The organism is Shinella zoogloeoides, from assembly GCF_003574625.1.
Classification (GTDB): domain Bacteria; phylum Pseudomonadota; class Alphaproteobacteria; order Rhizobiales; family Rhizobiaceae; genus Shinella; species Shinella zoogloeoides_A.
Genome location: NZ_QNUJ01000001.1, coordinates 544004 through 561973 on the forward strand (window position 1 = coordinate 544004; position 17970 = coordinate 561973).

The window sequence follows — 17970 nt, forward strand, 5'->3', positions numbered from 1 at the left end:
TCCCTGCGACGTGGTAGGCAGATCGGCCGGGCCACTCCCGTCCCGCTGCCGTCCGCCTTTGTTGATTGATCTGCCGGTGCCGCCTCAGCGGAACTTCGCCTGCATCGTCCCGATGCCGGGAATGGCATCCTTCAGATGAGCGTGCCGCTCCTCGAAATGCTGGAGCAATCCGCGCTTCGTCCGGCCGGCGAGAATGGTGAAGATGTATTCGGCATGGCCCGGCGAGGTGACCGTCGGGTGATAGCCGCCGGCGACCAGCACCGTATCGCGGTGACCCGTCATCACGACCTGTCGCGCCTCGCCTTCATGATAGAGGAACTGACCGCCGAAGCCGGTCTCGGGCTGGAAACGGTAGTGGTAGAGCTCTTCGTGGTCCGTTTCTCCGTCCCGGTCCGTATCGTGCTTGTGGGGCGGGTAGCCCGACCAGCAGCCCTGTTCGCAATAGAGCTCGCTGACCAGCAGGCGACCGCTGCGGCCTTCTCCGTTCTGGCCGAGAAGGTGGTAGATGTCGCGCCGCGAATGCGTCTCGCTGGAACCGACGGCGACCATTTCCACCTCTTCCGGCGTCACGCGGAACGGAGGGTACTCCTCTACGCAGTGCGCGCCGGCAATGGCGACCTCGCAATCGCTGAGTGCCTCGATGGTAATTGCGCCCCGGCTGCCGGCGTAGACGCTGTCGGCGCGGCCGTCCCAAATGCTCTGTCTTCCGCCGACGGCGCTGAAGCCATGCCCGCCGACATGGATATCGACGAGGCCGTGCAGCGGCACGAGATGCGCTTCCAGCTCTTCACGCTCGAAGACGTGGCGTTCGCCGGCCTTCAGCCTGACGAGGTTGAAGTAGATGAGCGAAAGGGGTCCGCCCGGCACGACGATGGGCTGGTTCTCGTTGTCGTGCGCGTGAATGTGAAAGGACATGGCATTCTCCGGAATGGACGGCGCCCCGCCAGGGGCGCCGCTGATAGGTTCACTTCGCCGCGGCGCGGATCTTTTCGAGGAGCCCGGTGGCTTCGAAGGATGTGGCAAGCTCGTCCTGCACGCTTGCGGCGGCCGACTGGAGCGGTGCCGTATCGACCTGCGTGACGTTGACGCCTGCATCGGCCAGGGCCTTCAGGGCTTCGCCTTCGCGCAGCGGTGCCAGCGAACGTTGTGCATCGCGGGCAAACCAGGCCGCCTTCTGCAGGGTCGCCTTGTCGGCTTCCGAGAGCGAGCTGACGAAAGTGCTGGAGCAGACGAATGCCAGCGGGCCGAACAGGTGGCGCGTCAGCGCGTAGTTGTGCGCGACCTCGTTGAACTTGTTGGCGAGGATGATGGAGGCATTGTGCTCAAGCCCGTCGAGCACGCCCGTTTCCATGGCCGTGTAGATTTCACCGAATGCCATCGGCGTGGCATTGGCGCCCATGGCGTTGATCGCCTTGACGTAGGTATCCGTCGGGATCGTGCGGATCTTCAGGCCCTTGAGGTCTTCGACATTCGTGATGGCCTTGTTGGTCGTGGCCACGTTGCGATAGCCCCAGCTATCCAGCCAGGCGATGACCTCGAAGCCGCTGTCGCGCAATGCGGTCTGCAGCTCCGCGCCGACCTCGCCGTCGAGGACACGATGGACATGGTCGTAGTCCTTCCAGAGGAAGGGCAGGTCGAGCACGCCGACCTTCTTCTCGAAATTGCCCAGGATGGCGGTGCCGGAGATGATGCAATCGGCACCGGAGCCGAGCTGCATGGCCTCATAGACCTCGCGCTCCTGGCCGAGCTGGTTGTTGGGGTGAATGGTCACGTTGAAGTTGGTTCCGAAGTCCTGTGCATACTTCTGGAACAGCCAGGAAGTCGTATGGATCTCGGATTCCATCGAGTCCTGATGCGCATGCGCGAGCTTGAGTTCGACGGCGTGAGCCGACAGGCTCATAAGCAACGCGAAGCCCGCGCCGCCAACGAAAGTGGCAGTCCTCATTATTCCCTCCCAGGGTGTTGAATTACCTTGCCGCGGAGCGCGGATCAGGTTCCGGCGTCGAGTTCGCTGTAGCGCGTCCCCGTCATGATCAGGTGCCGATGCATGGCATGGCCCGCCGCGTCCGCATTGCCGCGCTCGATGGCGCGCAGGATGGTCGCATGCTCCTCCAGCGCCTGGGTCGCACGCCCTGCATCGCAGGTGCCGCTTTCCTTGGCACTGGAAATGATACGGGGCGCGAAGACGCTCACCATGGAGTGCAGCGCCTCGTTGCCGGTTGCCTTGGCGACTTCAAGATGGAAGAGCACGTCCGGCTCGATGGACGGCCGGTTTTCGGCGACCGCGGCTACATGGGTTTCATGCACCGCGCGGATGGCGGCGATCGCAGCCTTGCCAGCCCGTTCCGCAGCAAGACGCGCCGTCTGCACTTCGAGAATCCTGCGCGCCTCGACCATGTCGGCAGGGGCCGGGTCGGCAATCGACAGCATGTTGGCGATAAGGCCCGAAATGCCCGAGGACGTCATGTTGTCCTCGACCACCGTGCCGCTCTGCGGGCGCGTGCGCAGGATGCCGAAGAACTCCAGCTTGAGAAGCGCCTCGCGCACGGCGCTGCGTCCGACGCCAAACTGTTCAGCGAGGGCACGCTCCGCCGGCAGGCGATCACCGGGCTTGATGACGCCCTGGGCGATGAGGGCGCGGAGCTGCTGGATGATCTGCTCGGACGGACTCGTGACGTCGATCCGGCTCAATCCCTTCAGAACTTCCATCCCTGCCTCCCTCTGGCATCATCCGATTGCCATGGGATAGCATCAAGGAGTAAATTGGTCAACCAGTCGCTAGTTGATCAGAAAAAATGATTTGCCCGCCTTAAAAGACGAATACACACCAAGCTGTGAGCAATGCCGTGAGCGGTCCTATGCTGTTATCGGTTCGAGCCTTTTTAGAAGCCAGCGTCACAGCTTATCTGCATAAGCCCAGAGCCGCTGCGTCTACCAGAAGAGTGGCGTCCGCGTGCGCATTTAAGGCCGAAGCTGGGATGGGAGCGCAGTGGTGAAACGGCGACGCAATCGACGAGAGACGGCATGGAACAATTCATCATCAGTGGCGCGATCCTATCGACCAATTGCGCGCTGATTCCGCCCGGCCTCACGCTCATCTTCGGCATCATGAACGTGCTGAACTTCGCACGCAGCCGGATGTTCATGATCGGCAGCCTCGTGGTCTACTGGGTCTGCGCGGTCTATGGAATGCCCTATGGGGTGAGGCTGACGGGCCGCAAAGAAAACTCGATGCTGCTCGCCGTCGGCACGGCTTTCGTGCTGTGATATCGCCGAGTTCCATGGACCGTCTTCGCGGAGCGGTATCTGGATGATGAATATGAAGCTGCCCTATCAAGAGGCTGGTCATCCGGGCTTCGAGGAAAGAAGAGAGCGGGATAATCAGTCATAGCTGTTTTCTTACTCGTCGATGGGAATCGCCGGAATGTTCAGTGGCGCCCGAGTACGTGCCATTTCTCCGCGCTCTTGCCGGATAAGGCGATGTAATGCCCGTAGAGATTGGCGGTCGGGTCGCAATGCGTCGCGGCGAGAAGCAGGCGGCTACCGAGGCGCGGCGGCTTCCGTCCCGGTGGTAGCCGGACGACGCCATGTTCATCGCCAGCAAAGTGGTAGGAGGAACCGTTCGGCGCGCCGAGGATCATATCCGGCACAGGGCCGTTGAAGGCAACAGCCTTCGTGCCAGCATCCACCGTCACCTGTCCTTCGCGGTTGGCCGACACCACGGTTGTCAGGATGAACAGTGATTGTTCATAGGGCAGGGCGCCGCCCTCCTTGTCGGTGATGCGTCGATAGTCCGCGTCCATGAAGACATAGGAACCGACCTGCACCTCGTTGAACGGCCCGGCGCAATCGAAACCGAAGGTTCCGGTGCCGCTGCCCGTGACGATGTCTGCCGTGATCCCGGCCTGGCGCAGCCCGGTGAGGGTCTGCCTCAAGGTATCCGCCACCTGCCGGGCTCCGGCTTCGCGGGCATCGTGATCGGCAATGTGCTGCACCTGTCCAGCAAAGCCTTGAATGCCACAAAAAACCACAGCAGGGGAAAAGACCGCACGTTCTGCAAGCGAAATGGCGGCAGCAACGGACTGTGTCCCGGAGCGGCCCTGCCCGACATCGAGTTCGACGACAACCGAAATGGGGCGGGCATTACGGCTTTTTACCGCCTCGATCTGGGCTAGATGATCCTGATGATCGAGGGTCAAGGTGAGATCCACCCGTTCGCCCAGTTGCACGGCGCGCGCGTACTTTTCATCGCCCGCCAGCGGAGACGTAATCATCAGGGGCCCGACGCTGGCGTCGGCAAGCGCTTCGGCCTCGCCGATTGTGGCGCAGGCGATCCCCACGGCCCCCGCCTCGAGCTGGAGGCGCGCAATCTCGGCGCATTTGTGAGTTTTTGCATGCGGCCGCAACGCAATTCCGGCCTGCCGGGCATGGAACGCCATGGTATCGATGTTGCGCGTCAGCGCGGCGACGTCGATCATCGCGCAAGGCGTTGGCAGGGAAAGCAGGCGTGGATCGTCCGGACGAAGCGATGACATGGCTGCTCCTCCTAGGGTCAGGACTGGTTGCCGCGGAAGCGCGACAGGCGGAAGGGGGAGGGATCGACCACCGGATTGTCGTTGGCGACGAGATCAGCGGTCAGGCGGCCGGCGCCCAGACCCAGCCCGAAGCCATGACCCGAATAGCCGGTGGACACCACCAGACCTGGTGCGGCCTCCACAGGCGCGATGACGGGAACGGCGTCGGGTGTGACGTCGATCAGGCCAGCCCATTCTTCCGCAATCTTTGCGCCACGGAAATGGGGGAAGGTTTCCACCAGATGGTGCCAGGCTTTCGAAAGATCGCGGCGGACAGGCGCTGGGTCCAGGACGGCATCCGTTCGCGGCCGGTTGAACTGTTGGGGGGAAAGAAAGCTTCCGGCTGTGCGTCTGCCTGCCTGGAGCCGGATAGAGCGCCACTCCTCCCGCATCAGCCCGAGGAAATCCGGCAGGAAGCGAAAACTGTCGGCGACGATTTCCGCCGTCATCGTGGTGCCGAAGCCGACCGTATAGCCGCCATCGAGCCGTTTGCGGATGGAAAAGCCGCCGCCTTTCATGGAAAGAGCAGGACCGCCATCGAAGGCTTCGGTGCGCAATGTGGATTCGGTGATCGCAAGCTGCGGCAGGCGGATGTCGAGGGGGCGCAACATGGCGCTTGACCAGGCGCCTCCCGCAAGCACCACTCGCTGGCAGGCGAGACGACGCCCCCTGTCGAGCAGCACGCCGGATATCCGCCCGCCGGAAAGCTCGATCCCCTCCACGGCAGTGCGGGTATGGATGCGCGCTCCTGCCCGCATGGCGGCGGCGGCGATGGCGGGGGCGGCCATGCCGGGTTCAGCTCGCCCGTCGGAGGGGGCGTATAGCGCTTCGCGCCACCGGCCGCGATGTTCGGGGACGAGGCGGGAAATTTCGGCAGCGGAGAGCATACGGCAATCGACACTGTAATCGCGCGCTTTTTCCAGCCAACCGTGGCCCTCGTCGATCTGCCGGTCAGTGGAAAAGACGTTCAGCGTGCCGCAGACGGCAAAGCCGGTCGCGCCCGGCAGGCGGGCTTCCAGATCGCGCCACAGCCGCATGCTTTCGAGTATCAGCGGTAGTTCGCGGATATCGCGCCCCTGCGTTCGGCACCAACCCCAGTTGCGGCTGGATTGCTCGCAGGCGATCTCCGATTTTTCAAGGAGAGCCGTCGAAATGCCACGCTCGGCCAGAAACAGCGCCGTGCTGCAACCGATGATCCCGCCGCCGATGATGACGACATCGGCCGCCTCGCCGGTCCATTGAGATGTAACGATCCTGTTCACTCGTGGTGCCATGGAAAATGCCTTCCTGTCTGAGACTACAGCCGCCTTTGCGAGAGGATGCGGAATAGCGCGATGCCGATGAGGGGTAACCCGACGGTGATGGCGACCATGATGGTGCCGAGCGCATTGATCTCGGGGCTGACGGAATCGCGCAGCATGCTGTAGATTTGCGTAGGTAAGGTTTCGGTGCCGACCGGACGCCAGAAGATCGAGGCGGTGACGTTGTCGAAGGACAGCGTGAAGGACAACAACAGTCCGGCGACGACGGCCGGCATCAGCAGCGGCAGGGTGATTTCGCGGAATACCTGGAAGCGGTTGGCGCCAAGGGTGGCGGCGGCTTCCTCATAAGCCTTCTGTATGGTCATCAGCCGTGCATGCACGACCAGCACCACATAGGGCAGTGCCAGCATGATATGGCCCGTCAGCAGCAGCCCGAAACTGCGCGGTTGCTTGAACCATTGCAGGAACAGCAAAAGTCCGACTGCCAGCACCGTTTCTGGCACCAGAAGCGGGGTGAGCAGGAACGTGTTGATGAGCTTCTTGCCGGGAAACTCGTAGCGGACCAGTGCAAGGGCGGCGAGAATGCCGACGGTGCCGCAGATGAGAGCGGTCAGCACGCCAAGTAGCAGCGAGGTTTTCAACGCGCGCATCACCGTCTGGTTGGCGAAGAGTTCGCCGAACCAGTGCAGCCCGAAGCCCTGGATCGGGAAGGAGCCGTATTCGGCGGTGTTGAAGGAAAGCAGGATCACCACGAAGACCGGCCCGAACAAGAACAGGTAGACGAGCGCGGTGAAGAGTTTGAGCAGCCAGCCGGGGCTGTCATCGGCGGAAGTCATCGCGTCAGCCCTTTCGTGATCGAACCGATGCCGAGATAGCGGCTATAGACGGCGGTCAGCAGAAGTAGCAGCAGCGTCAGGGCGAGCGACAGCACGGCGCCCATCGGCCAGTTAAGTTCGTGATTGATGGTGTCGGCGATAATGTTGCCAAACATATAGTCGTCGGGTCCGCCAAGGAGGGCTGGCGTGATATAAGTGCCCGCCGCCAGTACCAGCGACAGGAGAATGCCGGAGCAGAGGCCCGGTAGTGACAGCGGCAGGGTGATCTCGCGGAACGCCTGCCATGAGGTGCAGCCAAGGGTTCTGGCGGCATGCAGCAGGTTGCGGTCGATGCCATCGATGCTGACATAGATGTTGAGGATGAGATAGGGCAGCACGAAGCTCAATATGCCGAGGATGACGGAGAATTCGGTGTAAAGCAGGGTCAGCGGCGCATCGGTGATGCCGGCCCACATCAGGAAGGCGTTCACCGCGCCGCGTTCGCCGAGAATATTGATCCAGGCGAGGTTGCGGATGATGAAGCTGATCCAGAAGGGCAGGACCAGCAGCAGCAACAGGAAGGGCCGCAGCATGGCGGCGGAAAAGGCGATGGTATAGGCGACGGGGTAGCCGATGAAGACGGCGATGATGGTGGCCGTCAGCGCTATGCGTATGGTTTTCCAGAGGCCGGTATAATAATAGGGATCGGAAAACAGCATGGCCCAGTTTTCGAGGTTAAAGCCCGCGGCATCGCGGCCGCCGCCAATATAGGTATTGAAGCTGTAGCGCAGCATCATTGCGGTGGGTGCGATGATCAGCAGCACCAGCACAATGATGGCTGGTGCCAGAAGTAGGATAAGGCGCAGCCGGTCGCCGCGCTCAAGGGGAGCCGCCGCCATATCAGACCCTTCCTTCGATGGGCAGATGGTTTCCGGCTGCATCGAGAAGGGCGATGCGATCGGGATCGAAGCTCGTTTCTGCCAGATCGCCCACCTGCAGCGGGCGGCTGTCGTCGGGGGCGGAGGCGGTGATGCGCAATCCTTCGAGGTCGAGCGTGTAGGTAGTCTTGTCGCCGAGGAAGGTGCGCTCGACCACCCGCGCCGTGGGGGCCTGGGACACGCCCGGCGGGCCGACACGGACATACGGTGAACGGATGACGGCTTCGACTGCTTCGCCCGGTCTTGCTGATACGCGGCCGGGGATGCGGGTGCGAATGCCCACCACATCGATTAGCGTTGAATCCTTGTCGCTTTCGGCCACGGTTGCCGCAAGCACGTTGGCGTGGCCGAGGAATTCTGCGACGAAACGCGACTTCGGAGTGCGGTAGATATCCTCCGGCGTGCCGGTCTGGATGATGCGCCCGTCCTTCATGACAACAACCACATCGGCCATGGCGAGCGCTTCTTCCTGATCGTGGGTGACGAAGACGGTGGTGATGCCGGTTGCCTGCTGCAGCGCGCGGATTTCGCTGCGCATGTCGGCGCGCAGGTTGGCGTCGAGCGCCGACAGCGGTTCGTCGAGAAGCAGGACGTCAGGCTTCGTGACGATGGCGCGGGCAATGGCGATGCGCTGTTGCTGGCCGCCGGACAGTTGCGATGGATAGCGCACTGCGGTTGCGGGAAGACGGACCATCTCCAGTGCTTCGTTGACCTTTGCGGCGATCTCAGCTTTCGGCAGGCCGCGATATTTGAGGCCGAAGGCGATGTTGTCGAACACCGTCTTGTGGGGGAAGAGAGCGTAGTTCTGGAAGACGAGGCCGACATTGCGCTTGTGGATGGGCACATCGGTCACCGGGCGGCCGTTGATGAGGATGTCGCCGTCGCTTACCCCGGCAAGACCGGCGACGGAGCGCAGCAGGGTGGTCTTGCCGCAGCCCGATGGTCCCAGCAACGCCACGAAGCCGCCTGTCTCCACAGTCAGGTTGACATCGTGAACGGCAACGAAGGAGCCGTAACGCAGCGTGACTGAGCGAAATTCCAACATGATCCGGCAGTACTCCTTTGTGGACATGAGAAAGAGACACGCAGCGTTCGAGGGCGCCACGTGTCTTCGGCGATCCCGGGCGCCTCAGGCGCCCTTGGCGATCCGCCGCCACTGGGTTTCGAACCGGTCGAGATTCTCCGCCCAATAGATGCCATCGGGGATGCTGAACCCGGCAAAGGTGCCGCTCGGATCGTAGCCCGCCTGTTCCTTCAATTGCTGGGGGAACTCGGTCTGCTTGGGATCGAGCGAGGAGCCGTTGTTGGTGCGCTGGCAATAGTCGAAATTGACTTCCGGCTTCAGCAGGAAATCGAGCAACTTCTCGCAGGGCTCCATTGGCGAACCTTTCAGCACGAACAGATTCTGCATCCAGGCAAGGCACTGTTCCGGTTCCAGATACTCGATCGGATAGCCCTGCTTCTTCAACGCCGTGGCGCGCGTCGACCAGATATCGGCGATGATCACCTCCTCCTTGGCGAGCAGATCCATGACCTCCGCCCCGGATTCCCAGTATTTCTTGACCAGCGGACGCTGCTCGCGAAGCGATGTCATGAGCGCGTCGGTGTTGCTCATATTGTTCGTATCCTGTCCGGCATGGACGGCCGCTGCCCAGATGCGCTCCATCGCATTGTTGCTGAGCGCCATTTTGCCTTCAAAGCGTTTGTCCCACAGCAGCTTGAAGCCGAGCGATCGGGCCTCTTCCGGTGACACATGCTTGGTGTTGTAAGCAATGCCAGTTGTGCCGTAATTATAGGGAACGCCTGAGAGCTTGCCGTTCGGTGTCAGCTTGCGCAGCCGTTCGATGAGGGTCGGCGAGACAAGCTTCAGATTGGGGATATTGGCTTCGTTCAGTTCGGAATTGGCTTCGAGATCGACATAACGCTTGTACATTTCGAAGCCGGAATTGGCGAAGACGTTCAGATCGCCCGCACCGCCCGATTTGATGCGGGTGATGACCTCGGTTTCGTCGCCGAAGGTGCCTTCCACCACTTCGATGGCGGTTGCCTTGCTGAACGGTGCAAGGCCCGCCTCGTGCATTGCCTTCTGCGTCATGCCGCCGAAGCCGTAATAGGTAAGCTTTTCGCCCGCGGCCCAGGAGGGCGCGGCCTTCAGGGCGACGAGCGCCGCCACGGAGCCAAGACCGGCAAGGTTGAAGGCGCGGCGGCTGATGCCTTTTTGCAATTTGCTGTCGTGATGGTCGCTCATGCTGTTCCCCTTTGCTGGTTTGTTCGGAATTATCGGACGTAGGAGCGTGTCGGCGCGAAGGGCGCCAAATCCAGAGCCGGTTTGCGGCCTGAAACGAGATCGGCGACGACCTGACCGGTAGCGGGGCCGAGCGTCAGGCCAATATGGTTATGCCCGAAGGCGAGGATGACGTTCGGATGCCCCGGTGCCGGGCCGAGAACCGGCAGCGAGTCCGGCAGGGACGGGCGCAGACCCAGCCATTCGCTTTTCGGCTCGCCTGCAAGCGAGGGCAGCATGGTGCGTGCATGCACGAGAAGCCGGTGGGCACGGCCGTAATCGGGAGGAGCATCCCGCCCGGCATATTCCACGCCGACGGTCATGCGCAGGCCTTCCTCCATCGGGCAGAGGTTGATGTAATGCTCGGCCCACAGTGTCGGGCGGCTCAGGGTCTTTTTCGGCTGGGGCAGGAGAAGGTGATAACCGCGCTCGGATTCGAGCGGCACGGATAGGCCGAGGCTTTCGCACAGCGGCTCTGACCAAGCGCCGCAGGCGACCACGACGGCATCGAAGGAATGCGCGCCGCTTTCGGTGACGATCGTGCAGCCGCCGTCGCGGCTTTCGATGCGCGTGACGGCGGCCGGGCGCAATTCGCCGCCATGCGCCAAAAGATGATTGACGCATGCCTCGACCAGCCGCTTGGGATTGCTGACGAAGCGCGAATGCGGCTGTAGGACGCCCATTGAAAATTTCGGCGCCAGATGCGGCTCCAGATCGTGGATCGCCGACCGGTCAAGCACATCCAGAGCCATGCCATGCTCCGTCGCGAAGCGACGCGAATCCGCGCCGCCCTCAAAGCCCGCCTCGGTGGAATAAACCGTCAATCTGCCGACATTGTGAATAACATCGCCAACAGGAACGATGCGAAGAAGGGCATCGTAAGCTGCGATCGCGTTGCGGCTCAGCGAAAGCAATGCCTGCGCCGTCCTTTCGATCTTCGACCAGCGCGTGGCGAGCACCAGTCGCATCAGCCAGGGTAGCGCCTTCGGGAAATACCCCGGGCGGATGATGACCGGCCCATCCCTGTCCATGAGCATGGAGGGGATTTCGCGCAGGATGCCGGGCGTGGCGATCGGCAGGCAGCTCGAGGCCTCGACGATGCCGGCATTTCCATAGGATGCGCCGCCCGCCGGGCCTCGCGGATCCCACAAGGTTACCCTGTGGCCGACGTTCTGAAGAAAGACCGCCGCGGCCGCGCCGACGATGCCCGCGCCGATGACTGCGATGGTTCGCCCCTGCAAGGGAACGGCTGGATTGCTAGGCGAGACCTCGGACATAAATGGTTTTTAACCGCAGAGCGGCTCCTCCATAAAACCATACAGCACGAGAATAAATTCATACAAAGCCTACTTTGTCTATATTAATATCGCGAGAAAACCATTTTTAATTGGTTTCTTGATTCAGATCGACCGGAAGGCTATTGTTCGAGAGATCGCCATTTTGGTGCTAAGCATGCGTAGTTTTTGTGTTTCTTGAGATCTTTGACGTTAAATCCAAAGCATGGCCCGAGACAGACAATGAAGAGAGAAAAGCCAGACAAAGGGCCGGCCTATTCAGCGATTGCTGCACGTCTACAAGCTGAGATCGCTTCCGGGCTCTATCCGCCGGGCACTGCCCTTCCAACTCAACGCGATCTCGCCACCCAACTCGGCGTGAACGTCTCCACGATCCTGCGCGCTTATCAGGAACTTCAGGCGCGCGGACTTGTGATGGGCAAAAAACGTCTCGGCACCATCGTTGCTTCACAGTCGTTTTCGCCGCCGGAAACCGCAGCCGGGACTGCCGAACTTGCCGACCTCACATATAATTCTCCGCCCGTTTCGGATTTCATTCTCGCTTATGCTGCTGAACTCGCCCGCATCGGCAGCGATCCCCGCTTCAAGGAAGTGGAGAATTATTCTTCGCTGAACGGTTCGCTCTGGGCGCGCGCGGCGGGATGTCAGTGGATGGCGGAGGCTGGCCTCGCCACTACTCCCGACCGCGTCGTCGTCACGAGTGGCGCGCAGCATGGTCTGTTCACGGCGCTCGCTACCTTCATCAAGCCCGGTGATGTGGTGATGACCGATCGACTGACCTATTTCGGGTTACGCGCGCTTGCCGCAACCCTTCAATTCTCTTTGCTTTGTGTCGATTCCGACGAGCAGGGCCTTATCCCGGATGCTATTGAAGCGCTTTGCCGAAATCACCGGATGGCCGCGCTTTTCGTCGTGCCTACATTACACAACCCCACCGCGAAGACGCTTGACGCAGAGCGAAGGGCCCGGATAGCTTCGCTGGCGCAGACCTTCGACTTCATCGTCGTCGAGGATGACGTCTATTCGCTGCTTGCAGAAAACGGACTGAGGCCAATCTCATCGATGTGTCCGGAGCGCGCCTTTTATATCACGACGGCTTCAAAGGCTCTCGCGCCCAGTCTCTGCTTGGGATACCTCGTTGCGCCGGCCGACCATATCGGTATTGCGGCCGAATCCGCTCGCCTGACCGGATCCATGTCGACGCCTGTTTCTGCACTAATTATGAGTCGGTGGATCGAGGTCGGCACTGCTCGCAGGTTGCTCGAGGCCAACCGGCGAGAAGTCAATAAGCGTCAAGTAATGGTCGCGGAAGTCTTCAGCGGCTTGGATTACCAGTCGGCGCCCTATTCAATGTTCCTGTGGCTGCGCTTGCCGCAGCCGTGGCGAGCGCTCGACTTCGCCGCCAGCTGCCGCCGCCGCGGTGTGAAGATCCTGCCGTCGCCCGATTTCGCCGCCGACAACAAGGAAATCGAGCAGGCGATCCGAATCAATATTTCCGGCTCCATCACTATGGAGCGTCTGCGCCAAGCGCTGGAAACCATCCGAAGCCTCTGTGAGGATAGGCCTCGAGCGGTTCATGGATCGGTATAGCAGATGGCAAGTGACTAGCCGTATGGGCTTTGAAAGCTTGCACGTTTGTCTTGCGCCGATCCGCGTCCGGCTCGGATTTCGTGGGCGAGAGTCATGGAAGAATCGGGAGGAGGGGCGGTTCGTATCCCTTCAATACCAAAAGCGGGTTAGCTGCCATCCTAGCCACGCCAGCGTCATGCCTCGCTAGCAATCTCGACAGCGCGATAGTGGGCTGCGATTGCCGCGAGGTTGAGTGGACTTTTCAGGGCATCGTTATCGATAAGTACGCGGAGCGATGCTTGGGTGGTGCTGCCTGGGCTGATGACCTGGCGGCGCAATTCTGTAGGGGAAATGTCGGCGGCCTTTGCCAGGGCACCGGCGCCGGAGACGATTTCCCTTGCAAGCGCCAGGGCGGTTTGTGGCGGCAGGCCGAGGTGACTACCTCGTGGCCATGCTGCCGCAGAACTTCAATCTCGCCCTCGGGCTCTGGTATTTCTGCAATCAGAGCGCCCTGTCGCCGGCGCCGGAAGCGGTGGACTATCGTCCGCTAGCCAACGCCATCCTCTGCGCAGACAGCGAAAGAGCCCGCGGCCTGATGCGCCAGCACGTCGCACATGATTCCGACCGCGTGCGCGATCTTCTGTTCAAGGACTCCGCCTGAGCTGACAGGTGCCCCGCTGAAATCCGGCGGACTTGCCGATACCGGGAGGCCGGGTTACACGAGACAGGTTCTGCCATGCCGCCCCTAGGTGCGGCGAAGCGATTGCCAAGGTGACGAGCTTGTCCTCTGATGACCAGAAAAGTGCCGACGATACCGATCCGCTGATGGTGCGATCCGTGGAAAAGGCGTTTCGGGTGCTGGAGGCCTTCGACGGCACCAACAGGACCCTCAGTCTGGCGCAGATCGGCGCGAATGTCGGCCTCGACAAGAGCGCCGCGCAACGTTTTACCCATACACTGAACAAGCTGGGCTATTTGCAAAAGGACCCGGTGACCAAGCGTTTCGAGCTCAGCCTGCGCAGCCTCGAAATGGCGCGCCATTTCATCACAGCCAACCCGCTGGTCAACCAGGCGATGCCCTATCTCCTCCATCTCAGCCGCGAGACGGAGGAGGCGGTCAACCTCACGCTGCCTGACGGTACGGAGATCGTCTTCGCTGCCCGTTTCATGAGCCGCCATATGCTCAACACCGATGTCGTCGTTGGCACGCGTATGCCTGCCTTCTGCACGGCGCCGGGTCGGGCGATCCTCTCCCGACTGCCGGCGGCGGAGGCTCTCTCGCTCATCGAGCGGTCGCCCTTGCAGGCCTTCACGCCGCAGACGGTACACACGGTCGATGGGCTGGTCGAACGGCTCGATGCCGCACGTAGTGCCGGTTATGCGACGACTTGGGGTGAGTTCTTTCCAGGCGATCTCTCGGTCGCTGCCGCGGTGATTGACCAGATCGGACGTCCTGTTGCAGCGGTCAATATCGGTGTGTCCAACGCGCGCTACACGGCGGAAAAGGCGGAAGAGACATTCGCGCCTCTCGTCGTGGCAGCCGCGCGCTCGATCTCGCAGGCCTCCTCTACCTTCTAACGTCTTCAATGCACGATTTTCGAGCCTTCGCCGACCTGCCGGCGAGGGCTTTTTTGTGTCGTGAAAACCCCATTGACAATTTCGTGTATTGAAATACGATACTCCGTATCGCAATACAATACGATGGATCACATGACAAATTTCATTTTGACAGAGCAGCGCGGCTCTTGCCGCGTGATCACGCTGAATCGCCCTGAGGTTCTCAATGCCTGGCATTCCCACATGCGCCTTGACCTCATGGCTGCGCTGGAATCCGCCGAAGAGGACGCCGCCGTCGGTGCGATCATCATGACCGGGGCAGGCGAACGCGCCTTTGGTGCCGGGCAGGATCTCAACGAGACCAAGACCTTCGACCCCGACCGCGCGGAGCTCTGGATCGGCGAATGGGAGCGGCTCTACGATCGGATACGCAGCCTCTCCAAGCCGTTGATCATGGCGCTGAACGGCCTGGCTGCAGGCTCGGCTTTCCAGGTGACCTTGCTCGGCGATTTCCGCATCGGCCATGACGGCGTGAAGATGGGGCAGCCGGAGATCAATTCCGGGATCGCGAGCACGACTGGTCCATGGATCATGATGGAGATGATCGGGCTTGCGCGCACCACCGACCTGACCCTCAGCGGTCGCATGATGGAGGCGGCGGAATGCGTCGCCATCGGCCTCATCAACCGGATCGTCCCGCGCGTGGAGGTGCTGGAAGCATCATTGGCGCTCGGCGAACAGCTTGCCGCCAAGCCGAGGCTTGCCATGAAGCTCAACAAGCAGCGTTTCCGTGAAGTCACCGAGGTCCGTTTCCGCGACGCGCTTGCAGCCGGCGTGCGCAACCAGCGCATCGCCTATGGCGACGGCGAGCCCAACCGCATGATGGAACAGTTTTTCGCCGCCAAATCAAAGGCGAAGTCCGGCTGAACCGCATTGCAGTCCGCTTTTCAAGATCAATGATTTTTCAGGACTATAGTGTGGAAGACCAAGGTTTCATTTCTCGCCTGCCGGCTCGGGCCGCCGCTTCGCCCGATGCCATCTATTCGACGTTCGACGGCGAACCGATCACCTTTGCCGCTCTTCATTCCAAATCGGACAATGTCGCGGTCGCGCTTCGTCGCCTCGGCGTCGAGAAGGGCGATCGCGTGGCGCTGATGCTGCGCAACAGCCCCGACAGCCTCGCCGTGCTGTTCGCCATCGCCAAGTGCGGCGCCGTCTGGGTGCCAGTGAATGTGCAGCTGCGTGGCGACGGGTTGAGATACATTCTGGAACATTGCGATCCGCGCGTCGTCTTCGCCGATCGTGATCTCTTTCCGAATATCTCGGAATGCGGTGCCGACATCTCGGCGTTCCGGCTCATCGCAGAGGCAGGCGACACGGAATCGCTCGACCGGCTTGCCAACGGCGATCACGTTTTCGCCGAGCCGCTGCCGGCAGCCGATGACCTCTTTGCGCTGAATTACACGTCCGGCACGACCGGCCGCCCGAAGGGGGTGCGCGTCACCCATCGCATGTTACGCTATGCGGCGGAGGGCGCGATGCTCTGCTCGGATGCGCGCGATGGCGATGTCTTCTTCGTCTGGGAGCCGCTTTATCACATCGGCGGCGCGCAGCTTATCCCGATCCCGTTGCTGCGCGACGTCAAACTGTCCATGGTGCAGCGCTTCAGCGCCAGTCGTTTCTGGGATCAGGTGCGCGACTGCGGCGCGACGCAGATCCACTATCTCGGTGGTGTGTTGCAGATCCTCCTCAAGCAGCCAGAGAGTGCGCGCGATCGTGACCACAAGGTTCGCGCCGCCTGGGGCGGTGGTTGTCCGCGCGATATCTGGCGCGCCTTCGAGGAGCGCTTCGGCACGCCACTGCGCGAATGCTACGGCATGACGGAATCCTCCAGCATCACCACATTCAACGCGGCCGGCGTACTCGGTTCCGTCGGCACGCCTGTGCCTTGGCTTTCCGTCGAGATTCTCGACGAACAGGGTGCGCCCGTAGCGGCGGGCGTGCATGGCGAGATCGTCGTCCATCCGCGTCAGGCGGGCGCGGTCTTCGCCGGCTATTTCCGCAATGAAGAGGCGACAGCCAAGGCGCTCCGGCCGGACGGTTTCCACACCGGCGACCTTGGCATGATCGATGCGGACGGCAACCTCTTTTTCCTCGGCCGGCTGACGGACAGCGTTCGGGTGAAGGGCGAGAACGTTTCGGCGTTCGAGGTGGAGCACGTCGCCGGCAGTCATCCGATGGTTGAAGACTGTGCGCTGATCGGCGTCAAGGCCGAAGTCGGCGAACAGGAGATCAAGCTGTTTATCAAGCCCAAGGAAGGGGCGGCCATCGACTATCCGGCTTTCTCCGATTGGCTTGCTCATCGTCTGGCGCCGTTCCAGAACCCGCGCTACCTCACCGTGGTCGAGGAGTTCGAGCGCACGCCAAGCCAGCGCATCATGAAGCACCGACTGCCCGTATCCGTCGAAGGCAGCTGGGACAGGCAGCAACGCACCGGCCGATGAGGTCCGGTCCCGATACGCCCACAACCGCATACCCCAAGGGGAGACAGTCAGAATGAAGGCCGCCGTTCTCTACACGTTCAACGAAGACCTCGTCATCGAGGATGTGCCGATCGCTAATCCCGGCGATCGAGAGGTGCTGGTGCGCATCATCGCGACCGGCGTCTGCCACAGCGATCTCAGCGCCGCAAAGGGCAAGTCGCGCCCCAGCCTGCCTGTCATCCTTGGCCATGAAGCGGCCGGCATTGTCGAGCGCATCGGTTCGGCAGTGTCGAAGGTGAAGAAGGGCGACCACGTCATTCTCTCCTGGGCGCCCAACTGCGGCGAATGCTTCTACTGCCACAAGCGCCTGCCGACTATGTGCGACACCTATGGTGACGCTGCGGGCGGCAACACGCTCTGGAACGGTGCCCGCCGGCTCGGCAGTGCGCAAAAGCCGGTCAATCATTTCACCTGCGTGTCGAGTTTTGCAGAGCTCGCGGTCGTGCCGGAAGCGGGCTGCTCCAAGATCGAGCACGACATTCCCTTTGAGGTCGCAGCCCTCGTCGGTTGCGCGGTAACGACGGGTTTCGGCGCGGTGGTGAACGATGCGCGCGTCGAGCCCGGCGAGATTGTCGGTGTCATCGGTATCGGTGGTGTGGGCATCAATGCCATCCATGCGGCGTCCATCGCTGGAGCCGAAGCGGTCGTCGCCATCGATATCAATCCGGAAAAGGAAGCGGTCGCCCGTTCGTTCGGCGCGACGCACTTTCTGAATTCCGCAACGCAGGATGTCACCGCGGAACTGAAGGCGCTGAGCCGCGGCCGCGGACCCGACAGCATCATCGATTGCACCGGGCGGCCCGCGGCAATCGCACTTGCCTATGACAGCGTCCGGCTCGGCGGTTCAGTGATTTCCGTGGGCATCGCCGCCAAGGGCGAGATGGTCTCGCTGCCGGCCTCGACTTTGCCGAATACCCAGAAGCGCATCATCGGCAGCAACTATGGCGGCGGGGTTCCCGAGCGTGATTTCGAACGCATCCTCGGCCTCTACCGGGCCGGCCGTTTCGACCTGGATCGCCAGGTCGGTGCGCGCGTGCCGCTGGAGCAGATCAATGAGGCCTTCCGCTGGCTGGAGCAAGGCGTTCTTGCCCGCACGCTCGTGTGCTTCGACCGATGACTGACGAAATCCAATG

The 17970-nt window shown here is 61.8% G+C and carries 17 protein-coding genes and 1 pseudogene; 7 read left to right on the forward strand and 11 right to left on the reverse strand.

What is annotated here, in order from left to right; translation table 11 throughout:
• Positions 1-84 precede the first annotated feature (84 nt).
• Genes DSD28_RS02630 through DSD28_RS02640 form a run of 3 tightly spaced genes read right to left on the reverse strand, consistent with a single transcriptional unit; the run spans position 85 to position 2709 of the window.
• The gene (locus DSD28_RS02630) at positions 85-915 is read right to left on the reverse strand and encodes a 5-deoxy-glucuronate isomerase (RefSeq protein WP_119254781.1); all 831 of its coding nucleotides are present in this window, start codon (positions 913-915) and stop codon (positions 85-87) included.
• Between the two features lie 49 nt (positions 916-964).
• Entirely contained in the window at positions 965-1945 is a 981-nt protein-coding gene (locus DSD28_RS02635; RefSeq protein ID WP_119254782.1) for a TRAP transporter substrate-binding protein, read from the reverse strand.
• A gap of 44 nt (positions 1946-1989) precedes the next feature.
• Entirely contained in the window at positions 1990-2709 is a 720-nt protein-coding gene (locus DSD28_RS02640; RefSeq protein ID WP_119254783.1) for a FadR/GntR family transcriptional regulator, read from the reverse strand.
• A gap of 315 nt (positions 2710-3024) precedes the next feature.
• On the opposite strand from DSD28_RS02640, the gene DSD28_RS02645 reads away from it, so the two are divergent.
• Positions 3025-3267 carry a hypothetical protein gene (locus DSD28_RS02645; protein WP_119254784.1) on the forward strand — a complete coding sequence of 81 codons (243 nt, stop codon included), beginning with the start codon at positions 3025-3027 and terminating at the stop codon, positions 3265-3267.
• A 161-nt stretch (positions 3268-3428) separates the two neighbouring features.
• On the opposite strand, the gene DSD28_RS02650 is transcribed toward DSD28_RS02645, so the two are convergent.
• From DSD28_RS02650 to DSD28_RS02680, 7 genes are all read right to left on the reverse strand, one after another.
• Entirely contained in the window at positions 3429-4535 is a 1107-nt protein-coding gene (locus DSD28_RS02650) for a DSD1 family PLP-dependent enzyme (RefSeq protein ID WP_119254785.1), read from the reverse strand.
• A gap of 17 nt (positions 4536-4552) precedes the next feature.
• Complete coding sequence (locus DSD28_RS02655) at positions 4553-5848, reverse strand: NAD(P)/FAD-dependent oxidoreductase (RefSeq protein ID WP_119254786.1); 1296 nt, start codon at positions 5846-5848, stop codon at positions 4553-4555.
• Between the two features lie 23 nt (positions 5849-5871).
• Positions 5872-6672, reverse strand: coding sequence for an ABC transporter permease (locus tag DSD28_RS02660; protein ID WP_119254787.1), 801 nt, complete (start codon positions 6670-6672; stop codon positions 5872-5874).
• On the reverse strand, positions 6669-7550 hold the full coding sequence (locus DSD28_RS02665; RefSeq protein WP_119254788.1) for an ABC transporter permease: 882 nt from the start codon (positions 7548-7550) through the stop codon (positions 6669-6671). Before DSD28_RS02665 ends, DSD28_RS02660 begins: the two co-directional genes overlap by 4 nt.
• Position 7551: 1 nt before the next feature.
• Positions 7552-8634, reverse strand: coding sequence for an ABC transporter ATP-binding protein (locus DSD28_RS02670; protein WP_205536139.1), 1083 nt, complete (start codon positions 8632-8634; stop codon positions 7552-7554).
• 84 nt (positions 8635-8718) lie between these two features.
• Complete coding sequence (locus DSD28_RS02675; protein WP_119254790.1) at positions 8719-9837, reverse strand: extracellular solute-binding protein; 1119 nt, start codon at positions 9835-9837, stop codon at positions 8719-8721.
• A 29-nt stretch (positions 9838-9866) separates the two neighbouring features.
• Positions 9867-11114 (reverse strand): NAD(P)/FAD-dependent oxidoreductase, encoded by a 1248-nt coding sequence (locus DSD28_RS02680; RefSeq protein ID WP_162911197.1) that lies wholly within the window; start codon positions 11112-11114, stop codon positions 9867-9869.
• Positions 11115-11390: 276 nt separating this feature from the next.
• On the opposite strand from DSD28_RS02680, the gene DSD28_RS02685 reads away from it, so the two are divergent.
• Positions 11391-12758, forward strand: coding sequence for a PLP-dependent aminotransferase family protein (locus DSD28_RS02685; protein WP_119254792.1), 1368 nt, complete (start codon positions 11391-11393; stop codon positions 12756-12758).
• Positions 12759-12931: 173 nt separating this feature from the next.
• On the opposite strand, the pseudogene DSD28_RS26460 reads toward DSD28_RS02685, so the two are convergent.
• A pseudogene (locus DSD28_RS26460) lies at positions 12932-13168 on the reverse strand (pyrroline-5-carboxylate reductase family protein); the annotation flags it as partial.
• 14 nt (positions 13169-13182) lie between these two features.
• Between DSD28_RS26460 and DSD28_RS02695 the strand changes: the two are divergent.
• The 5 genes from DSD28_RS02695 (at position 13183) to DSD28_RS02715 (ending at position 17954) form a co-directional block, all read left to right on the forward strand.
• Positions 13183-13398 carry a hypothetical protein gene (locus tag DSD28_RS02695; protein WP_162911198.1) on the forward strand — a complete coding sequence of 72 codons (216 nt, stop codon included), beginning with the start codon at positions 13183-13185 and terminating at the stop codon, positions 13396-13398.
• A 110-nt stretch (positions 13399-13508) separates the two neighbouring features.
• A complete protein-coding gene (locus DSD28_RS02700; protein WP_432430830.1) occupies positions 13509-14315 on the forward strand; it encodes an IclR family transcriptional regulator in 807 nt (268 codons plus the stop codon).
• 132 nt (positions 14316-14447) lie between these two features.
• Entirely contained in the window at positions 14448-15221 is a 774-nt protein-coding gene (locus DSD28_RS02705; protein ID WP_119254971.1) for an enoyl-CoA hydratase/isomerase family protein, read from the forward strand.
• A gap of 29 nt (positions 15222-15250) precedes the next feature.
• Positions 15251-16798, forward strand: coding sequence for an AMP-binding protein (locus DSD28_RS02710; protein ID WP_119254796.1), 1548 nt, complete (start codon positions 15251-15253; stop codon positions 16796-16798).
• Between the two features lie 52 nt (positions 16799-16850).
• Positions 16851-17954, forward strand: coding sequence for a Zn-dependent alcohol dehydrogenase (locus tag DSD28_RS02715; RefSeq protein WP_119254797.1), 1104 nt, complete (start codon positions 16851-16853; stop codon positions 17952-17954).
• Positions 17955-17970: the final 16 nt, after the last annotated feature.

Bases quoted from the DNA above. Each gene is read 5' to 3' on its own strand.
- DSD28_RS02715 (WP_119254797.1), top strand. From the start codon at position 16,851: ATGAAGGCCGCCGTTCTCTACACGTTCAACGAAGACCTCGTCATCGAG.
- DSD28_RS02645 (WP_119254784.1), top strand. From the start codon at position 3,025: ATGGAACAATTCATCATCAGTGGCGCGATCCTATCGACCAATTGCGCG.
- DSD28_RS02670 (WP_205536139.1), bottom strand. From the start codon at position 8,634: ATGTTGGAATTTCGCTCAGTCACGCTGCGTTACGGCTCCTTCGTTGCC.
- DSD28_RS02640 (WP_119254783.1), bottom strand. From the start codon at position 2,709: ATGGAAGTTCTGAAGGGATTGAGCCGGATCGACGTCACGAGTCCGTCC.
- DSD28_RS02660 (WP_119254787.1), bottom strand. From the start codon at position 6,672: ATGACTTCCGCCGATGACAGCCCCGGCTGGCTGCTCAAACTCTTCACC.
- DSD28_RS02685 (WP_119254792.1), top strand. From the start codon at position 11,391: ATGAAGAGAGAAAAGCCAGACAAAGGGCCGGCCTATTCAGCGATTGCT.
- DSD28_RS02655 (WP_119254786.1), bottom strand. From the start codon at position 5,848: ATGGCACCACGAGTGAACAGGATCGTTACATCTCAATGGACCGGCGAG.
- DSD28_RS02635 (WP_119254782.1), bottom strand. From the start codon at position 1,945: ATGAGGACTGCCACTTTCGTTGGCGGCGCGGGCTTCGCGTTGCTTATG.
- DSD28_RS02675 (WP_119254790.1), bottom strand. From the start codon at position 9,837: ATGAGCGACCATCACGACAGCAAATTGCAAAAAGGCATCAGCCGCCGC.
- DSD28_RS02710 (WP_119254796.1), top strand. From the start codon at position 15,251: ATGATTTTTCAGGACTATAGTGTGGAAGACCAAGGTTTCATTTCTCGC.
- DSD28_RS02630 (WP_119254781.1), bottom strand. From the start codon at position 915: ATGTCCTTTCACATTCACGCGCACGACAACGAGAACCAGCCCATCGTC.
- DSD28_RS02705 (WP_119254971.1), top strand. From the start codon at position 14,448: ATGACAAATTTCATTTTGACAGAGCAGCGCGGCTCTTGCCGCGTGATC.
- DSD28_RS02665 (WP_119254788.1), bottom strand. From the start codon at position 7,550: ATGGCGGCGGCTCCCCTTGAGCGCGGCGACCGGCTGCGCCTTATCCTA.
- DSD28_RS02650 (WP_119254785.1), bottom strand. From the start codon at position 4,535: ATGTCATCGCTTCGTCCGGACGATCCACGCCTGCTTTCCCTGCCAACG.